The sequence below is a fragment of the Flectobacillus rivi genome, assembly GCF_030056655.1.
Taxonomy (GTDB): Bacteria; Bacteroidota; Bacteroidia; order Cytophagales; family Spirosomataceae; genus Flectobacillus; species Flectobacillus rivi.
Window position 1 is genome coordinate 210325 of record NZ_JASHIE010000002.1, and the last position, 19510, is coordinate 229834.

Annotated in this window: 15 protein-coding genes and 1 pseudogene; 5 read left to right on the forward strand and 11 right to left on the reverse strand. The window is 37.6% G+C overall.

Features of this window, described 5'->3' with window-relative positions; all coding sequences use genetic code 11:
- Window positions 1–244: 244 nt before the first annotated feature.
- The 9 genes from QM481_RS03330 to QM481_RS03370 form a co-directional block, all read right to left on the reverse strand.
- Window positions 245–2266 (reverse strand): ComEA family DNA-binding protein, encoded by a 2022-nt coding sequence (locus QM481_RS03330; protein WP_283380646.1) that lies wholly within the window; start codon window positions 2264–2266, stop codon window positions 245–247.
- Window positions 2267–2378: 112 nt separating this feature from the next.
- Window positions 2379–3539, reverse strand: a complete 1161-nt coding sequence (locus QM481_RS03335; protein WP_166553472.1) for a DUF8457 domain-containing protein — start codon at window positions 3537–3539, stop codon at window positions 2379–2381.
- Between the two features lie 354 nt (window positions 3540–3893).
- Window positions 3894–4625, reverse strand: a complete 732-nt coding sequence (gene rnc / locus QM481_RS03340) for a ribonuclease III (protein WP_095160295.1) — start codon at window positions 4623–4625, stop codon at window positions 3894–3896.
- A gap of 85 nt (window positions 4626–4710) precedes the next feature.
- Complete coding sequence (gene fabF, locus QM481_RS03345; RefSeq protein WP_283325937.1) at window positions 4711–5958, reverse strand: beta-ketoacyl-ACP synthase II; 1248 nt, start codon at window positions 5956–5958, stop codon at window positions 4711–4713.
- A 320-nt stretch (window positions 5959–6278) separates the two neighbouring features.
- Window positions 6279–6515: an acyl carrier protein gene (locus tag QM481_RS03350; RefSeq protein ID WP_095160293.1), complete on the reverse strand. Its 237-nt coding sequence runs from the start codon at window positions 6513–6515 to the stop codon at window positions 6279–6281.
- Between the two features lie 243 nt (window positions 6516–6758).
- Window positions 6759–7670 (reverse strand): ROK family protein, encoded by a 912-nt coding sequence (locus QM481_RS03355; RefSeq protein WP_166553470.1) that lies wholly within the window; start codon window positions 7668–7670, stop codon window positions 6759–6761.
- Window positions 7671–7937: 267 nt separating this feature from the next.
- Window positions 7938–8441 carry a YkgJ family cysteine cluster protein gene (locus QM481_RS03360; RefSeq protein ID WP_283380647.1) on the reverse strand — a complete coding sequence of 168 codons (504 nt, stop codon included), beginning with the start codon at window positions 8439–8441 and terminating at the stop codon, window positions 7938–7940.
- Between the two features lie 11 nt (window positions 8442–8452).
- Complete coding sequence (gene porZ, locus QM481_RS03365) at window positions 8453–10309, reverse strand: type IX secretion system anionic LPS delivery protein PorZ (RefSeq protein ID WP_283380648.1); 1857 nt, start codon at window positions 10307–10309, stop codon at window positions 8453–8455.
- A gap of 20 nt (window positions 10310–10329) precedes the next feature.
- Window positions 10330–10905: a thymidine kinase gene (locus QM481_RS03370; protein ID WP_283380649.1), complete on the reverse strand. Its 576-nt coding sequence runs from the start codon at window positions 10903–10905 to the stop codon at window positions 10330–10332.
- 905 nt (window positions 10906–11810) lie between these two features.
- On the opposite strand from QM481_RS03370, the gene QM481_RS03375 reads away from it, so the two are divergent.
- Both QM481_RS03375 and QM481_RS03380 read left to right on the forward strand, forming a co-directional pair.
- Window positions 11811–12278, forward strand: a complete 468-nt coding sequence (locus QM481_RS03375) for an Mpo1 family 2-hydroxy fatty acid dioxygenase (RefSeq protein WP_166553467.1) — start codon at window positions 11811–11813, stop codon at window positions 12276–12278.
- Between the two features lie 128 nt (window positions 12279–12406).
- The gene (locus tag QM481_RS03380; RefSeq protein WP_283380650.1) at window positions 12407–13306 is read left to right on the forward strand and encodes a prohibitin family protein; all 900 of its coding nucleotides are present in this window, start codon (window positions 12407–12409) and stop codon (window positions 13304–13306) included.
- A gap of 88 nt (window positions 13307–13394) precedes the next feature.
- Here the strand turns inward: QM481_RS03380 and QM481_RS03385 are convergent, their stop codons facing one another.
- Window positions 13395–14609, reverse strand: a complete 1215-nt coding sequence (locus QM481_RS03385) for a bifunctional 3,4-dihydroxy-2-butanone-4-phosphate synthase/GTP cyclohydrolase II (RefSeq protein WP_095160288.1) — start codon at window positions 14607–14609, stop codon at window positions 13395–13397.
- Between the two features lie 378 nt (window positions 14610–14987).
- On the opposite strand from QM481_RS03385, the gene QM481_RS03390 reads away from it, so the two are divergent.
- From QM481_RS03390 to gldA, 3 genes and pseudogenes are all read left to right on the forward strand, one after another.
- A complete protein-coding gene (locus tag QM481_RS03390; protein ID WP_283380651.1) occupies window positions 14988–17153 on the forward strand; it encodes a T9SS type B sorting domain-containing protein in 2166 nt (721 codons plus the stop codon).
- A gap of 115 nt (window positions 17154–17268) precedes the next feature.
- Window positions 17269–17604, forward strand: a complete 336-nt coding sequence (locus QM481_RS03395; RefSeq protein WP_095160286.1) for a YbaB/EbfC family nucleoid-associated protein — start codon at window positions 17269–17271, stop codon at window positions 17602–17604.
- 128 nt (window positions 17605–17732) lie between these two features.
- Window positions 17733–18389 (forward strand): annotated as a pseudogene (gldA, locus tag QM481_RS03400) (gliding motility-associated ABC transporter ATP-binding subunit GldA); the annotation flags it as partial.
- A gap of 265 nt (window positions 18390–18654) precedes the next feature.
- Here gldA and QM481_RS03405 read toward each other — a convergent pair.
- Entirely contained in the window at window positions 18655–19431 is a 777-nt protein-coding gene (locus tag QM481_RS03405; RefSeq protein WP_283380653.1) for an amidohydrolase, read from the reverse strand.
- Window positions 19432–19510: the final 79 nt, after the last annotated feature.

Consider the following 19510-nt stretch of genomic DNA (forward strand, 5'->3'; position numbering starts at 1 on the left):
TAATTGTATAAAAGGTTTTTAACTTTTTTTAACGTATAACCTGAAAGTATTTATGATGATAGACTAGTATTGTAAAAGAACTTCAAACTATTTGGGGTTTCGAAAATAAAACTCTTCTATTTTTTTATAAAATATCATGTAAAAAGTGGAGAATACTTCCGAAATCCAACATCAGAAATCCGAAATTGATAACTTTTAGTATCTTTCGTACACTGCTAAACCACATTCCCAAATCTTCAAATTACTAAAACACCCACCTTATTTGCGCTTTCACATCACTTCGATGTGGAACGGGTATCTCATCAAGACCACTTCCGACGGTTTCTTGGTTAATATAGTCAGTTCTTGCCCATCTTAGCCAAAATGTTAGGTTTTTATTTATATCATACGACAAAACACTGTAATAGCGCCAACCTCGTCCATAATAGGCAGGAAAAGAAAAAGCATATTGCACGTCTTGCTCATAGGTATATTGCCGATTATCGTAATCCTGAGTAGAGAAATAAGCTATTCGTGCTGCCAGAGACCAAGCCCCTTTACTCCATTTGGCGTCTTGCGATATAGCCCAACCATAGGTTGCATTTTGTTGTTTAAACTTAAAAGCACTTCCCGAAATCCTAGATTGAATCGAGATATTACTGGTCAACTTATTGGAGTAATAGCTGTTAAAAGTCCAACGATAGCGAGGGGTTACTTCAGTAATCGTTCGAGTTTTAGTTTTGTTATTTTCGAGATAACTTTCTTTCCAACTGAAATTTTCTTCTTTATTTTCCAACCTTAATTGTCCCGAAATTCTTGATACTTTGGAAGGTTGATAATTCAGCTTTAGCAACGTCTCAAAGCCCTGGGTACGAGGTTTATCAACTAAATATTTGTACCATGGAAAATAGAAATAATCAACATAAGCAGTCCATTGCCAACGACGGCTAGGCATAAACTTTACGCCCCAATAAATGCCCGTTTCATTAATATTTCGAGTATTTTCGGAAAAAGCATTACCATAAAAAGAGTGAAAATCAGGTGTAAACTTTCGAAATAGCAGTGACATATCCCAACGACGATTAAGACTACCAATCGCACCTAATACTGCACCATATCCTCCACTATTTGAGCGAGTTATTTCACCAAAAACTTGAGCAAATGATAGAGTATAATTGTAGTAAAAACTCATTAAAATATTTTGTACTCCAGCGAACTCATATTGATTATACGTTTTATTGGCCTTTAATATTGGCTTATCAAAATTGGTATATTGGAGCATCATGCCTATTCGTGAAAACTCAGATTGATAGCTAATACCACCTCCTAGGTTTGTTTCAAGTAAAGCATTTTTATCTGCTATCTCCGAAGTAGTTCTATGAAAGCCAGAGGTTTGAAGTGAAGATACACTAACCACCCCAAGCGAGTCGGGCTCTAATTGATTAGCATCTCTCGACACATGAGAAATGAAGCCTAGCCCCTCCCATTTTCGCCATTGAAAATTAGCGAGAACTCCCCTAAAAAAACCTGATTCAAGCGTGGATGTATATGGACGCCCTCCCAAGGTAGGCTTACGGGTAAACAATATCGTTTCGGCACTTTTTCCTAGACTAAATCCGCCTCCAGTAGCTAATCCTTGCCCCATTTGGAGCTGATAATCCCCTATGATGAGATTTTTCAGGATACCTTTATTTTGTATTTGTAAATGAAAAGAGGTAAAATCTGTCCAATTATTTTCTCCTTCGTCTTTTTCAATGGTAAAACCAACACTTAAATTCTTGGGGTTGGCGTATTTGTATCGGAGTAAACTTTTGACTGGGCTATTGGCATAGCGAACGGTAGAAGTCTTAGTGGGTAAACTGAACCCCTTCTTCTCCTCCAAAGTCTGACTAAAACGTAGCAAAAGCCAGCTTTTAGCTAATTTCAAATCTCGTCCAAGCGAATTAATTTCCTGACCACATGTTATAAATGGGGCTAGTTTTTTCAGTACATCGAGGTTAAATGCTGGTATAGATTGCAATTCATAGATAGAAACAAAAGGACCGAAGGATTTTCGGTAATCAAAAAATGCCTTTAATTGGATAGTTGATAAGATACCAAGCCCCGACAGAGACTCATAATCAACACGATTGATATCGATAGGATTAGATTGTATTTGAAGCCAATTTTCAAAGGTTTCCTCAGAAACTCCTTCGGCTGAAGTACCCAAAATATCTTCGTTAGGTACTTGTGCTTGTAGATTAGACACAATAATGCCTAAAATGAGCAATAATATTACTTGTTTCATGGTGTAGACTCAGTTTATAGAGTTCTGAAGAACTCATTTAGGAGTAGTTTTCTGAAACAAATATACTATTTTACTCAAAAAAAAAGCGAGAATCATCTCGCTTTTACAAAATTTAGAACTTACGCCCTACTATCTCTAAAAAGTCATTAGCCTCTTCGGCGGCCATCACCCAATTAAATTTAGGTGCCAAGACTTTATTCATTATATTTTTTGCTTCCAAATAACTGGTACATTTATCTAAATCCTCAATTGCTCTAGAATAGGCATTGACATCCCCTTCAAATAACTTACCAATAAAAATGAATTTCTGATTTAAACTAATCGCATCTGCAATACTTTTAATTTGACGATTAAATGCCAAATCTGACAATGGAGTGCCCTGACTAATCACCTCTTTTCTCAACAAATCGTTTACAGTAGGTAATTCATCGGTAAAAGCATCGTTCAATTTTGACGGAATACGAATATCCGCAGGTGTACCTTCTTTGTCTATCTGTGCTTGAATCGCAGCTACAGTTGGCAGCGGCTCGTGGTCTTCCTCTTCTGGTACCGTTGGTGCAATAATTGTCTCAGGCTCATCCTCCACGTCGTGTTCAACATCAAAAAACGACTGTGTCAATCGTGGACTAGCAGCGCTAGGTGCCGTTACTGTGGCTGATTTTTTATAAAAGTCATCACGCTTAAATGCTAAAGTGGCATTTAGCATTTCTAAGTATTTATCTGGATTTTCGAAATCGTGATGATTCGCTAGCTCATTTAACCAACCCAATGCCGTAGTTACATACACTTGGTTTTCGTCAGCTATTTTATCTTTCAATCCTTTAGCAAACACACTATTAATTTTGGTGTATTTTGCCAAAGTTATTATACGGTCTTTTGTTAGGGTAAACTCTGGTGACTCACGAACAAAGTCGTCAAAATACTTGCTTGGATCTAATAACAGACCAATGGTATTTTTTACGGCATTGACCAACAACGGCTCAAAGTGCTCTCTATCTACCGAAATATGATGAGACACCGTGTTCATATAAGCTTGTAAAGCCGCCTTTACCTCTTCATTCTCAAAGTTAAAATAAGGGCTTTTGAAAGATTCTGTGTTAGATTTCCAAGTTTCGTACAAGTCTCCAATCACAAATGTATTCACCTGAGCAACGTTGCTCAGTTTCATAATTTGTTGGCCTGAAATTGTATTATTTCTATTAAAAAAGTCGTCACAAACTTTGGCAGCATACTGTTTAGCGTATCGTTCTATTGCCTGAAAGTCTAACTTCATATTTTTATGGTTTGGGTTGAAACTTCTGGTTATGAATGTACGAAAGTAAAAGGATAAAAAAGAAATCTTCCCGTGAAAAGTATTTTAACTAACACTAAGAACGCAAATATTACACCAAAGATTATTCTGATGAATGAATAAAAAAAATAAATCCATGCTAATCACTGAGAAACTTTTCAAATTATGGTTTTCTCAGATTTTCATTCAGCAAGAAAATCAAAAATTGTATTCTTCGAATATTGGCAAATTACGCAGTTGGCAGAAAATCTCACTAATAGATGAAGTCTGGTATGACAAAAACGGCCTAAGCAGGAAAATTCGTGCTTAGGCCGTTTTTGAGAACCCTTGGGTTTATTAACTAATTTCTAGTTTTTCACAAGCCTTCATAGCGGCAGTTTGTTCTGCCTTTTTCTTTGAATATCCCTGACCTACTGCAAAAGAATCATCGTCAACATAAATTGTAGCGGTAAATTCCTTATTATGCTTTGCACCTTCTTCAGAAATATCAAATCTAATTTGCTTACCCTCACGCTGTGCCCATTCTATCACAAGAGACTTGAAATTAGGGTTATTTGACACAACAGTATCGATATCAAAATGCTGGGTAAGAATAGATTTTACAATAAACTTTCTAGTAAATTGAAAACCTTTATCGAGATAAATCGCACCAATCAAAGCCTCAAGCGCATCGCCATACATCGATGTACGAGCCAAAACTGTGCGACGATTTCCATCGTATTCAACAAGTTTATCCAAACCAATCTTACGAGCTACTCCATTTAAGGATTCGCGGCTTACCATTCTAGAACGAATTTCTGTCAAAAAACCCTCGTCTTTGAATGGGAATTTTTTGAAGAGGTATTCTGCTGTTATCATCCCTAGAACCGAGTCTCCCAAAAATTCGAGGCGTTCGTTAGATTCTTTGTATCCTTTTGCCACCGTTTCCTTCGACACTGATGAGTGCATAAATGCCAATCTGTACAGCATAATATTGGAAGGCTTCTGACCAATGATATGTTCTACAGCTTTCTTCAGCTTTTTGTCTTTCGGGTCGCTGGAAAAGAATTCTAAAATGGGTGACAACATATATTCGAAACAAAATCAAACTTGCAAACTTTCGTTGTATTATTAAGCAAGAACCTCACAACGAAAGTTTGCAATATTATTCAGATTAGATTTTTCTAAAAATAACTGTGGCATTATGTCCACCGAATCCAAAGCCATTACTCAAAACCACATCAATCTTACGTGATTGAGCTTGGTTTAAAGTAAGGTTCAAACGATTATCAACTGTTGGGTCTTCTGTAACGTGGTTGATCGTTGGAGGAACAATTTGATGTTGCATAGCCAAAATAGAAGCTACAGCTTCAACTGCTCCAGCACCACCCAACAAGTGACCAGTCATTGACTTAGTTGAGCTAATGTTCAAGTTATAGGCGTGCTCGCCAAATAATTCGACAATAGCTTTCAATTCTTGAGGGTCGCCAAGTGGAGTTGATGTACCATGCGTATTGATGTAATCAACTTCTTCTGGCTTGATCTTAGCATCGTCTAAAGCGTCTTGCATCGACAACAAAGCACCATAACCTTCTGGGTGTGGAGCTGTGATGTGGTAAGCATCTGAAGAGAAACCTCCACCAATCATTTCAGCGTAGATTTTGGCACCACGAGCAACAGCGTGCTCATATTCTTCCAAAATCAATGCTCCAGAGCCCTCACCTACAACAAAACCATCACGGTCTTTATCATAAGGACGAGAAGCAGTCTTAGGATCGTCATTACGCTCAGACATTGCACGTAAAGCAGTAAAACCACCTACTGATGCAATTGTTACTGGCGCTTCAGAACCACCTGTTACGCAAGCTTTCAAACGACCCAAACGGATATAGTTGAAAGCATCGATGATAGCGTTGTTTGCTGACGAACAAGCCGAAACAGTTACGTAGTTTACACCACGGAAACCATGACGAATAGAGATAACTCCTGAAGCAGAGTCAGCAATCATTTTAGGAATGAAGAATGGGTTAAACTTTGGCGTACCGTCACCTTTTGCAAAATTGAAGCATTCATCTTCAAAAGTGCGAAGACCACCAATACCAGAGCCCCAAATAACTCCAATTTTATTTTTATCAACTTTTTCTAAGTCTAAGCCTGAATCTTTGATGGCTTCGTCAGATGCGACAATTGCATACTGAGCAAAAGCATCCATTTTACGTGCTTCTTGACGTGGAATAAAGTTGTTAACATCAAAATTTTTAATCTCGCAAGCAAAGCGAGTACGAAACTTCTCAGCATCAAATTTAGTGATATAATCACTACCACTAACACCATTTTTGAGACCTTCCCAATACTCTGGTGCTGTGTTTCCGATAGGAGTCAACGCTCCTATGCCAGTAACTACTACTCGTTTAAAGCTCATGTGGCGAAGTTGAGTTTCAAGTTCTATTAAAAGTGAAGATATTGTTAGGCGCTGTTGGTGCAAAATCACCCTGAAAAAAGCATCTTGAGAGAGATAAATTTCCAGTGGCCTTGTTCACTCGAATTTCAAATATAGATGATTTTATAAATCAAATGAAGAAATATATGAATTAAGTTATAAAATCTCGCAGACGACTTGTTGATAAAAGGTTTGGAGATGGCACTTAATTACGCCTTTCAAATAAAAATGTGCTAATCTGAACAATGATTTGCGGCAAAGCCACCAAACCACTCTCAAATTAGCACATACTGAAAAGTCAATTACTTAGCATGTTCTTCAAGATATGCAATAGCGTGACCAACTGTTTGGATGTTTTCAGCTTGGTCATCTGGAATTGTTACGTTGAATTCTTTTTCGAATTCCATAATCAATTCTACTGTATCCAAAGAGTCAGCACCCAAATCGTTTGTGAATGAAGCTTCTGGAGTTACTTCTGCTGCGTCAACGCCTAATTTCTCGACGATAATGCCTTTTACTTTTTCTGCAATTTCTGCCATTTTTAGAACGATTTTTGGTTAGAAAAACGGTGCAAAGATGATGATTAAAAATTAGATTGTCAAAAAATATTTCTAACAGATATTCTTAATCTTAGAATCTTTTAAACTTTTCTTAGAAAGAATAAAATAATTCTTTTACTCGCTCGTTTTCCAAACCCATTTTTAAGGGAATTTTATATTTAGCCCACAAATTTAGACGTTTTTTGCTATTCTTCGAGGCTTGCTTATAGTTAATTTTTTGTACTAGAAGCACAATGAAGCTGCTCCTAACAAACCTGCGTCGTTACCCAAGGTAGCACGCTTGATTGTTAAATCGCTTGCATGGTACTTTGTCAACCACTGATTTAGCTTGCGTTTCATGCTTGGCAAGATATAGTCAAATGATGCTGAAAGCCCCCCACCAATCAAAATCAAATTGATGTCAAGAATGGCAACTAAATGACAAAGGTTTTCGCCTAACAACTCTCCTACTCTTTCAAATACTTGTAAAGCAAGTTTGTCATTGTCGGCAGCAGCTGCTACTAAACCCGTTGTAGAGATAGAACCATCATCTGGCAATTGTGTTTCGCCAGTGTATTCTTTTCTCATATTGTTAGCCAAATCCAACAATTCATTTTTACCGATGTTACGCTCTAAAACTTTACCATTAGCAGATGGTGTATGCCCTGGTTCCATAGCATTACCACGACCACCTGTAAATACTTTTTTACCGATGATAGCAGCGCCACCAACACCCGTTCCTAAAGTGATAAAAATATAGCTTTCGTCGATACGTTCTTCACCAAAATAAAACTCACCTAATGCTGCTGCATTGGCATCGTTTTCAAGATAGAAATTTACTCCTACAAATTTTTTCTCAAGCAAGTCAACCAATGGTACACGGTCAAGCTCAGGAATAGCCGTAATCTCGATTGGAGTACGACGAGTAGAGTCAATCATACCTGGCAAACCAATACCTACCTTCTTGATATGCTTGTGGTCAAGTAATTGAAGGGCAATAGCCTCGGCAAGGCGGTCTTCGAAATGACCTGATTTGCGCCAGCTAACAGTATCATGACTGTAAAAATTTGAAATTTGACCAGTTTCAGAGTTAACGATACCCATTTTTACGTTCGTTCCTCCAATGTCAATACCTAAATACTCTGCTGCAGCCATCTAGTAAAATTGTAAGTTTTAAAGTTATATGTATGATTAGTAATTGGGATTACAGTATATTAAAATTTTTTCAAAATTACAGAAAAGTTTGTTTTTTCTATGTTATAACGAAATATTATATAGGTTTCTAGTCTGTATTTAATACTAAATCAGTCATTTATTACTTAACTGTCAATATCTCGTTTGGGGAATACGTAATTTATTACATTAAGCCCTAAAACAGCACCACTTCCTTAAAGATGTTGTTATTTTTAGGAAACAATCTACTTACACGATTTTTAGATTTTTCAATTGTTCTACAATTTCAAATACTGCGGGGCACACTTTGGTATTTTCTAAGGTCAACTTCATGATTCCCGAGATATTTTTTCGGTCGGTATGCGGATATTCTCTGCATGCTCTGGGTCTTACTTCATAAATTGAACAATAATTATCTGCTCCCAAAAATGTGCACGGCGAACTATTGAGTACATAGTCTTGGTCTTTGTCCAGATGCAAATACTTATCGATTAACTGTGCAGGGCGCATGCGCAAATGCTTAGCAATTCTTTCAATATCTATATCAGTAAAAATCGGACTTGTCGTTTTACAACAATTCGCACAAGCCAAACAGTCAACTTCTTCAAAAATCTCTTCATGACGAGGATGAAACAATTCGTCAAGGTTTTTTACTTTTTTGGTTTTTAATCTTTCAAAAAACTTTTTGTTTTCGGGATACTTATTCAATGAAGCATCTCTAAACTCGGTGATGGTATCTTGATTGTATAACATATTCTACAATTTTATCTGACTACGGCTATTTTGCCCATTAATGCCTGATTGCCTTCGTCGGTACTTGTCATTACATAATATATTCCTGTTGGAACTTTACCTCCTGTTGGATATTGTCCATTCCAAACCGCTCTTGAACCGTTGGATTTGGTTTCATAAATCAAGCGACCCGCTACGTCCGTAATTTTTACGACTACATTTTCGTACAATCCATCTATGGTAATCAAACCTTCATATTCTGGACGAACAGGATTGGGGTAAATCAAGGCTTTTCCTGAAATATTATCGCCTGCTTCCATGGCTGTTCCTTGATAAGAAACCATTCCTTGTGAGGTTCGCATAAATACTTCGCCTGTAGATGGCTCGATGCCAATGTACGAGATTTGATTACTTGGAAGCGGCGAATTTGCGACTGTAAAATTACTAACCAATTCGGTGCCATCCTCTGAAAATAGAAATACCCCATTGTTCGTACCCATCCATTTGCGATTGCCCCCGTCGATAGCAATAGTCGTTACCGTTTCATTAGCTAAAAGTCTTCGTTTCTCAAAAATTGGTGTGTAAGCATCCAAATTACGCCCAGAAACTACACTTGCAGGGTCGTCAAAAACGGCTACCCCAGCGGTAGTTCCCACCCATATTTGTCCATATTTGTCCAAAGTCATACTGGCAACCGTCGCACTCGGGAGGTTTCCTTGCCCTTTACCACTGTACAGATATGTTCTTTGTTTGGCTGGAGTTTCTACCATTATACCTTGATAAGCGCCTAAGCGCGTCCAGCGATTTTTGTCTGAGTCCAGAATAATAGAATCTTTACGGTATTGAAAAAGTGTATCTTGACTCGTTGGGCTATAGGATTTGTATGTGCCAGAAATGTTACTCACTAAACCATTCGCATAATCGGCTATCCAAAACTTTTGTTGATTATCCCAAAAACCATCTTGCAATTGTAGAGCCAAAGGCTCTGTCAAGCGAGAAACTGATTCGTCGGAGGTTTGGTAAACTCTCAGTATTGTACCATTTTTGATAAGCAAATGTTGTGTATCTAAGGCAATAAGTTTGTCGATACCTGTGGCAAATTTTAGGGTAGATAGCAGTTGCCCGTTGATGTATTTCCATAAATCACCTTCGGTACTTCCTATCCACAACTGAGTGCCAGTTACGCTCAAAGCTCCTTTCAACGCGGTTCCGTTTGGAGATTTTAGGGTAGTCCAGTTACCAAAGTACTGCAAATTGACTTCATTACTAAGGGTTGCTTGACGTATTCCGATGGGTGTGGAGATATACAGGATATTTCCTACTACCACACTTTGAGATACTCCTAATGCGTTGCCATTTTCGCCCAAATACAAATAGGTTTCTTTCACTTCTTTTTTATCCAAATCCAATACAACTAAGCCAAAATCATAAGACATGAAGGCTGTGTTTTGGTAAAAGCTAATATCTGAAACTTTTTTTGAGCTAAGAATAGCAGTATTATCTTCGATAAATTCGAGCGTTGTAATCTGAGAAGTAGGTTCAAACTGACTATCGAGCTGTACCAAGTCTAGGGCTCCCGAAGCGTATCCGATGATTAATAATTTGAGTGAAGAATGGATTTTGATTTGAGCGATTTGGTTATTGCTCAAACCATCCAATTTGGTCAGCACATTGGCCTCGTTAGCAGATTTGTCATAATAAAAAAGTCCTTGCTCGGTGGCACAATAAATCAGATTACCTGCTTGTGCTAGCGCTTTGGCTTTTTTATAATTGAAATGTGTCCTCCAAGTACCTACTGGAGTAGAAAGTTGTGCCACTGCATGGGGTACAGCTACCTGAACCACACACAATAGCATGAGAAGTTGGAATAATACCTGAGAAGATTTCATTCCAACTTCGGTAGTTTTTTTTATGTATGAAAACATTTGCGACATCTTGCTTCATAACTATCGGTTTCGCCCAATAGTACTTGATTTTGTGCAGGAATTTTACGGTAGGAATAGTTGGCGACATCACCACAAACAACACATACAGCATGCACTTTGGTGATATACTCGGCAATTGACATAAGGCTTGGCATTGGTCCAAAAGGCTTGCCTTGAAAGTCCATATCTAACCCTGCGACAATAACTCTTTTACCAGCGTCTGCCAATCGGTTGGCAACTTCCACGACTGATTCTTGAAAAAACTGAGCTTCATCAATACCTACCACATCGCAGTTACCTGCCAAAGAAAGCATTTCTGCTGGGTCTTTTAAGGGTATCGAAGAAATAGACGAGGCATTATGCGAAACTATATCTTCATGATGATAGCGGGTATCTACAGCAGGTTTGAAAATTTTAACGTCTTGCTTGGCGATTCTGGCACGATTGAGGCGACGAATCAACTCTTCTGTTTTTCCAGAAAACATTGATCCACAAATCACTTCTATCCATCCAGTTCGTTGCCCTGTTTGTTGTTGATTATGATAAGGTTCGATGAACACGATTTAAAAATTTAGTCTAAAAATTACAATTTGAATGAGTACATCAGTAAAACTAGGAGTATGTTTAAAAATTTTATTTCCCTCTCATTAGAAAAACGAAATTACCTTTCGCCACTCCTTACTTTTCTTGTCTTGACACAAGAAAAGTAACAAAAGAAAGTCAAGAAATCCTAAACTCGCCTACGGCTCAAACAACAGGATTTCATAAAAAATAAGTGCTCTTTCTTTCTAATGATTAATTAATTTTATACTTATTACTCTGAGTTAATTTTAACTGCAATAAGCCCTAAGCTATACCCGGTAAGCTAAAAGGATAAAAGTATTTCTAACAAAATCATAAATACATTTTTTGCCTAATGCCTACTGCTTGCAGCCTAAAGCCTCCCATTAAGACTGCGAAGATACGACATTTTAGGTTTTCTTGTTGTTTTGAATGTTGTCACTAGCGCAAGGAATAAAACAAATTTAAGCTTCGTATATTTTCTTTTTTAATGAAGAAATTTGAAATATGAACAGCGACTTTTTCACTTTTTTTATTATATTCGTAAAAAATCACTATAAGCTTTTGATAATTAGGTGATTTTAGTCTTTCCGCTCTAAATGTTAGTACCGACTTTTATCGAGTTTTCATCGACAATATTTTTATACTCGGATAGTACGGTTACAATCAGTCATTTATCATAAAACAATCTTCTTAATCCTTTGAATCATTCGCTCCATCGGAGTGATATTTTCTTGTTGAGTCATTTTGATTAAACAAGGTAATCGTATGCTTCTACCCTTTTAGAAATCAACATTCCAGTATTAAATATAAAGCCTGAGGGCTTGAATGATTATTTACTAGAAACAAAACCCAAACCATAAATTAACTAAGATTACTTAATTCCTAAAATCACTAACACGTTATGAAGACAATTTATCAATGGTTATCAGAGTATGGCGAAAGTCATCAAAACGCTACAAACAAAGCGGTGCATTCCATTTGTGTACCACTTATCTTTTTTAGTATTGTTGGTTTTTTCTTTAGTGTAAAACTTCCCTTTTTCAATGTACTGGGGATTGAAGGAAATCTAGCGATGTTGATGCTTACTTTTACTACGTTTTATTACTTTGTACTTTCCAAATCTCTATCCATTGGGATGTTTGTCTTTTCCCTTATCTGTTTACTTCTCTGTTTAGCTATTGAATCTTCTGGAATTGCACCACTTTGGCAATTTTGCTCAACCATTTTCATTTTTGCTTGGATTGGTCAGTTTTGGGGTCATAAAGTGGAAGGACGCAAACCTTCATTTTTTAAGGACTTACAATTTTTAATGATTGGACCTGCATGGTTATTGAGTTTTATTTATCAACGTTTTGGGATTACCTTTTAATATCATATAAGTTTTAGACACTCTGGCATTCGCTAATGCCACTCATCATATTCGTGAACAATACAGCACCAAATGAGCTTATTTGGTGCTGTATTTTTTTATAAACCAATCACTTAAATTTAAAAAACATGATACTGATGATTTTGGGGTTAATGTTGTTCATCGCAGGATATATGTTCAACAGTCCCAATGCGAACCTTCAACGTATTGCTCGTCCACTTTCCATTGCTGGTGTTATCTTCTTTCTTATTGGATTTTCTACTTCTGTTGTCCGAAAAGTAGATACTGGACAAGTTGGCGTACCTTCTTTATTTGGCGAGGTACAAAACAAGACCTTAGAAAGTGGTTTGAATTTTGTCAACCCGCTAGATGACGTAACGATGTTTGATATTAAAACACAAAATTATACCATGTCAGCCTCACATGATGAAGGAGACAAAGAAGGTGACGATGCCATCAGGGTATTGACGGCGGATGGTTTGGAAGTGATTATTGACTTAACGGTACTTTATCGGATCAGTCCCGCACAAGCACCTGCTATTTTGAAACAAATTGGAGCTGATTATAAAGACAAAATCATTCGTCCGATTACGCGTACCAAAATTCGAGATAACGCAGTCTATTATGATGCAGTATCGCTATACTCGACCAGAAGAGATGAATTTCAGAATCGTATTTTTAAAGCAATTGATATCGATTTGAAGAATAGAGGGATTATTCTTGAACAACTTTTGATTCGAAACATTAATTTACCTGCTTCGGTAAAACAAACGATTGAGTCTAAAATTAATGCCGAGCAGGAAGCGCAAAAAATGCAATTTGTCTTACAAAAAGAAAAACAAGAGGCTGAACGTAAAAGAGTAGAAGCGCAAGGTATTGCTGATTATCAGAGAATTATTTCTACAGGACTGAGTGACAAGCAACTGCAATATGAAGCTATCAAAGCCCAAAGAGATTTGTCGTTATCTCCTAATGCAAAAGTAATCATTATGGGATCCAAGGGAAATACACCAATTATCTTGAATTAATTTGAAGATTGGCTAATTTGAAGATTTGAAAATGAGTTTTGATACAGAAAAACAAATTTTCAAATCTTCAAATTTTCAAATTCAAAAACTATCCTTTCAAAATGTTATGTCCCATTTTGTCACGCTTGGTTTGCAAATAGCGCTCATTGTGCGGATTTGGCGCAATTTCGATTGCAACAGTTTCTACGATTTCGAGACCATAACCAAAAAGAGCAGCACGTTTTTTAGGGTTATTCGAAATCAATTTGATTTTGCCAACGCCCAAATCACGTAAAATTTGTGCGCCTACACCATAATCTCTTTCATCCATTTTGAAGCCTAATTCCAAATTAGCCTCCACAGTATCACGGCCTTGTTCTTGAAGTTTGTAAGCCTTGAGTTTGTTAATCAAACCAATACCTCTGCCTTCTTGGAACATATATAAGACTACTCCTTTTCCTGCTTTTTCGACCATTTCCATCGCATTGTGTAGCTGTGCCCCACAATCGCAACGGCATGAGCCAAAGATATCGCCTGTCACACATGAGCTATGAACACGTACCAATACGGGTTCGTCTTTTTCCCAAGTACCTTTTACCAAAGCAAGATGACTTTCGCCTGTGTTTAATTGCTTAAAAGCAATCAAGTCAAAATGTCCATGTTCGGTTGGCATATCAACACCAATTTCACGCTTAATCAAAGATTCTGTTTTGAGGCGATATTCAACCAAATCCTTGATCGTCACAAGTTTCAAATTGAATTTATCAGCCATACGTCTCAAATCTGGAAGACGTGCCATGGTACCATCCTCATTCAATACTTCGATAAGTACACCTGAAGGCTTGAAACCAGCCAATTTGGCAAAATCCATAGCAGCTTCTGTGTGCCCAGTACGACGCAAAACACCTTCTTTACGAGCCTTCAACGGAAAAATATGCCCAGGACGACCCAGCTCTTCAGGACGGATATTTTCGTCAACTAATGCCTGAATCGTTTTAGCACGATCGGGAGCTGAAATACCCGTGGTACAGCCATGCCCTAATAAATCTACAGAAACAGTAAATGGTGTTTCGTGCGAGGCAGTATTATTGCCCACCATCATTTCGAGGCCTAATTCATTACAACGTTCTTCGGTAAGGGATACACACATTAAACCACGACCTTCGCGAATCATAAAATTGACCATTTCGGGAGTGATTGCCTCGGAGGCACAAATCATATCTCCTTCATTTTCACGGTCTTCATCATCAGCAACAATGATTATTTCACCATTTCTGATTGCTTCTATAGCCTCCTCAATACTATCTAATTTAATAGCTGACATCTTTTTATTTTTTTGGGGCCGAAACAAAAGCATTAGCAGAGTTTCAATAAGTCATAAAGAAGTCTCGTTTTCACGTAACCTATTCAATTCTTTATAATTTGAGAATGTTCTTGCCAACACTTTCGTGTCGAATCAATATCATAAATTTGTATTTCATTTAAAACTCCAAAGTTATACTATTTTGTTCCGAGTCAGTACAGGCTTACTCACAAAGGTGTTATTTTTTGTATATTTATCATAAAATCGCACCTCATTCGTTGATAGATTATCTTCCTTTTCTCTCCTATCTATTTGTGTTTATATACATGATTAGCATAGTTATTGCTACTACCTTTATTTAATCTTATCCTAAGTTGATTTTTGAAGATATTAACCATTATGACTCATTCATTTACTACATACTTTACTCGAAATATCTTTTTTCTTTTTCTACTGGTAACTTTTCATGAAGTTGCATTAGGACAATGCCCCGATGCGCCTTTGAGTGATGACAGGGGTATTTTTTCTATCAATAATATTGATACTGATCCTGTAAGCTCGGATGGCGATAGCAAACCAACAGCAGTCAATAACATACCCTTGAAAGTATGCCCGCAACAACCGCTTACCTTAAAAGATTTAGTAAATGGCGGGCAATCACGATCTTTCGAAATTACTCAAAATGCGACTGTACTTTCTACCTCTAGTGCAATTCCTGTACCGAATACTACTAATTCTATTTCTACTACAGCGCCAGCTACGCCAGGGATATATTTTATCAAAAGTTTTGGTAGCAACAATGGGACAGGCTATTATGCTTGTCAGGTTATTCAGGTCGTAGACTTGGAGAAACCCAAATACACTGTAAAAATGTGTGATGTTGCTGGTACATCACAAAAGGAAGTTACGATTGTTCTACTCGATGACCCATCAAATAAGTTGATTGATAGTTATACTTATTCTGTTACTCCGTTGGGAAGTGTACCAAGAGGTACCACCCGTTCCGGTATAGCCAGTTACCCCTACTCAATCCCACTAACTATAAATAGTGGCTTTCTATCTTATGACCTAGAAATATCTGGAACAAATAAAGTTGGTGGTTGTGTAAAATCAGACTCAAGAACCCTCACCACAGTTTCAACGCCGCTCCCACCTCTATTGGGTGAAATTACACTCGGAAGCGCAACAAACGCATCAGAGGTTACATTAAATACATTTGCCACAGTGGATATTGAACATAAAATTTGGATGCGTGACCCTGCTGTTCAATCTACTTACAACACTTCGGGAACACCAGCGTTAACTTATACTCCAACTGCTACAGCTTTTGCAATCAAGAACTTAACCGTTCCTGACCCTACCAAACAATATTGCTTTAAAGTCAATGCCTTTGATATTTGCAACGCTAAGACCGTTGAGAGTACTAACGAAATTTGTACGACACCACTCACAGGCAATACCAAGCAAGGGGGCAACGTAATTATTTGGTCAGTAGCACAAAGCAACCTCCCTGGCAATACTTTTCGCTCATACGATGTATTCAAAGTTGATGCATCTGGCACTGAATCGCTACTAAGGAATATTACGAGTATTGGCAATAATCTGTATGATGATACAGATGTTATTTGTGGAGAAGAGTACACTTATAAAGTCGTCACTAATTACCAATCCAAATCCACATCTAATTTATTAAAAATCAAAAATACGTCCATTCCACCAACGCCTCTTGGTAAAGTGGGCAGTACCGTTATTGGCGGGCAGTCGATTCGTGTAACGTCTTTGGAAAAAGAAGGAAAGGATTTGCCAACATTTACGGCCTTCAACTACTACCGTGCCAACAGCATCAATGGTAATTATACAAAAGTACATTCGGATGCGAGTGCTTTTTGGGATGACACTTCGGTAAATCCAAGCGCTCAGCAGTATTGCTTTTATATGACATGGACAGGTGGCTGTGGCGAGTCTCAACCGTCGTCTAAGATTTGTCCCATTTTTGCTCAAATGCAAGGCTCGTCAATGATTTGGTCTCCTGAAAGTTCTTTTACAGACCCCATTACAGAATATAAAATCTACAGGATCAACCCTAGTACAGGTCTCCCAATTAATACCTCAGGGTCTGGTCTGCCTTATACAAGCACCAAAAATTCACTCAATCTTTCTACCTTGAACATTCCTGAAGCAGAAGGGCAAACTATTTATTTAGCTATTGAGGGTTATCCAACTAGCTATCCTCCAACTACGCTTTCTAATTATGTAGAATATCAACGTCCTTCGTTGGCACTTTCGGCACAGGCATTTACGCCTAATGGCGATGGGCTCAATGACACATTTTATATTCAAGGACGATTTATCAAGGCTACTAAAATGTCCATTTTCGACCGTTGGGGCAATTTAATTTCATTTATAGAAAACACCAACTATCAAAATAATCCACAGTTGGGTTGGGACGGTACAAGCTCAAATGGCAACAAAGTACCTGCGGGAAGTTACGCTTTTCAGGTTCAAGTAGAAGACCTTTCTGGTAATATCATTACTAAAGAAGGAAGCATTGTGGTGGTTTACTAAATGGTTTCATTAATCAACGTTTTGGTGACTTGAGGGAAGAATTGTAACTTGCAAGTCTAAATGAGCATTGGCTCATGAACCATTTTTTGATTATCCAAAACAAAGCAAATAAGTTATGTTCGACATGATGGGAATGCTTGGAAAGGTAAAAGACCTTCAAGCAAAAATGAAAGAAGCACAAGAAACATTGGGAACAATCGTTGAAACTGGCGAAGCTGGTGGTGGTATGGTAAAAGTAACTATCAATGGCAAAAAACAATTGCTCAATGTTGAAATCGATGAAGATTTATTAAAACCTTCTGACCGTGAAGTTGTACAAGATTTGATTGTAGCAGCTACTAACATTGCCATGGGTAATATCGAAGGCAAAATCAAAGAACACCTACAGCAAGCTACCAATGGACTTCTTCCGAATATTCCAGGCTTGGATTTAGGAGGAATGTTTTCATAAAACATGCAATAAATGAGTGGGTGATTGGTAATGTAGAACTAGGTGCAACACTAGCCTTTCTGCATAAATTTCCCTTGGGTATATTCACACAATCACTCATTCAGTCAATCATTCAACAATACGCTAGAATGTCTATCAAAATTCAAAATCTTACCAAAATTTACGGGCAGCAAAAAGCTGTTGACAATATTTCTTTTGAGGTTAATCAAGGTGAAATTGTTGGTTTTCTCGGACCTAACGGTGCAGGAAAATCCACTACCATGAAAATCGCGACTTGCTATATTCCTGCCACTGAAGGTTCTGTAGAAGTATGTGGTTACGATGTACAAAAGTCGTCAAAAGAGGTACGTAGAAATATTGGTTATCTTCCTGAGCACAATCCTCTTTATTTGGATATGTATGTGAAGGAGTTTTTGAGCTTTGTAGGCGGTATCTATCAAATAAAAGGTAATCAACTGACACGCAGAATCGAAGAGGTGATTGAGTTGGTTGGTTTACAAATTGAACAAAAGAAAAAAATCGGTCAACTTTCAAAAGGCTATCGTCAACGTGTAGGACTAGCCCAAGCCTTGATTCATGACCCAAAAGTTTTGATTTTGGACGAACCAACAACAGGTCTCGACCCTAATCAACTTGTTGAGATTCGTCAGGTTATCAAAAATATCGGAAAAGAAAAAACAGTGGTATTCTCTACTCACATTATGCAAGAAGTGGAGGCTATCTGTGATAGAGTGGTGATTATCAACAAAGGTAAAATCGTAGAAGATCAAGCGCTATCTACATTGGTACAAAACGGACAATCTTTGGAGGATACTTTCCGAAAACTAACGATTCAGTAAGGTTGAAACCTTTAGGGTATTCTAATTTAGTGATTTACAATTGAGTGATTTAGTGATTATTCTAAAATTTGTATTCTAGCTGTATAAACGCAATGCTTTGCGTTTTAGGTCGAGTCGACCTAAGTATAGTAATATCAAATCCCGAGTTTTAACATAATCACTCATTCGCTAAATCACTCAATCGCTAAATTAGGGATGACTCATGTTTATTTCAATCAAGTATTTCAAACTTGTCGGCATCCAAATAGGCAGGAAACTGCGTTCTAAAAGTATTCAAATCTTCTTTTGAGAGTGTAATCGTAACCATAGCTTCTTCATTACTTTTTTCAAAAAGGTATTCTCCTTTAAAATTCAACACTGCCGAATCTCCCGAAAAAGCATAATCATTACCATCTTTCCCAACTCGATTTACCCCAACTACATAGCTTTGATTTTCGATGGCACGAGCTACAAGCAAAGATTTCCAAGGGTAGGCTCTTGCGGCAGGCCAATTGGCAACATATATTAGTAGGTCGTATTCCTGAGCAACATTGCGCGACCACACAGGAAAGCGTAAATCGTAGCAAATCAATGGGCAAATGTTCCAACCTTTCAAAGTTGCTATTAATCGCTTATTTCCCCCTTCATAATGAGAATGTTCGTTGCCCATTCTAAACAAATGTCGCTTATCATAGGTTTGAAATTGTCCGTCAGGTTGCATCCAAATCATACGATTAAAGACCTTCTCGCCCTCCCGAATCATCACGCTACCCAAAATCACAGCTTTTGTTTGAGCAGCTTGTTGCTTCATCCACTTAAAAGTAGTCAAGTTCATTGGCTCGGCGAGCGTTGTATTCATCGAAAAAGCTGTGCTAAACATTTCTGGCAATACAATCAAATCGGTTTCCTCCTCTATTTGTGCTATCTTTTCTTCTAGCATAGCCAAATTCGCTATGGGATTTTCCCAATATAGTTCTGTTTGTATGAGCGTAACTTTAAGGTCTTGCATTTTCTATTTAGATTTGGAATGGGAAACTCTCTTCTTCTTTTTACCGTTGTATTTTCATGCAAAAAGTACTCAAATTTAA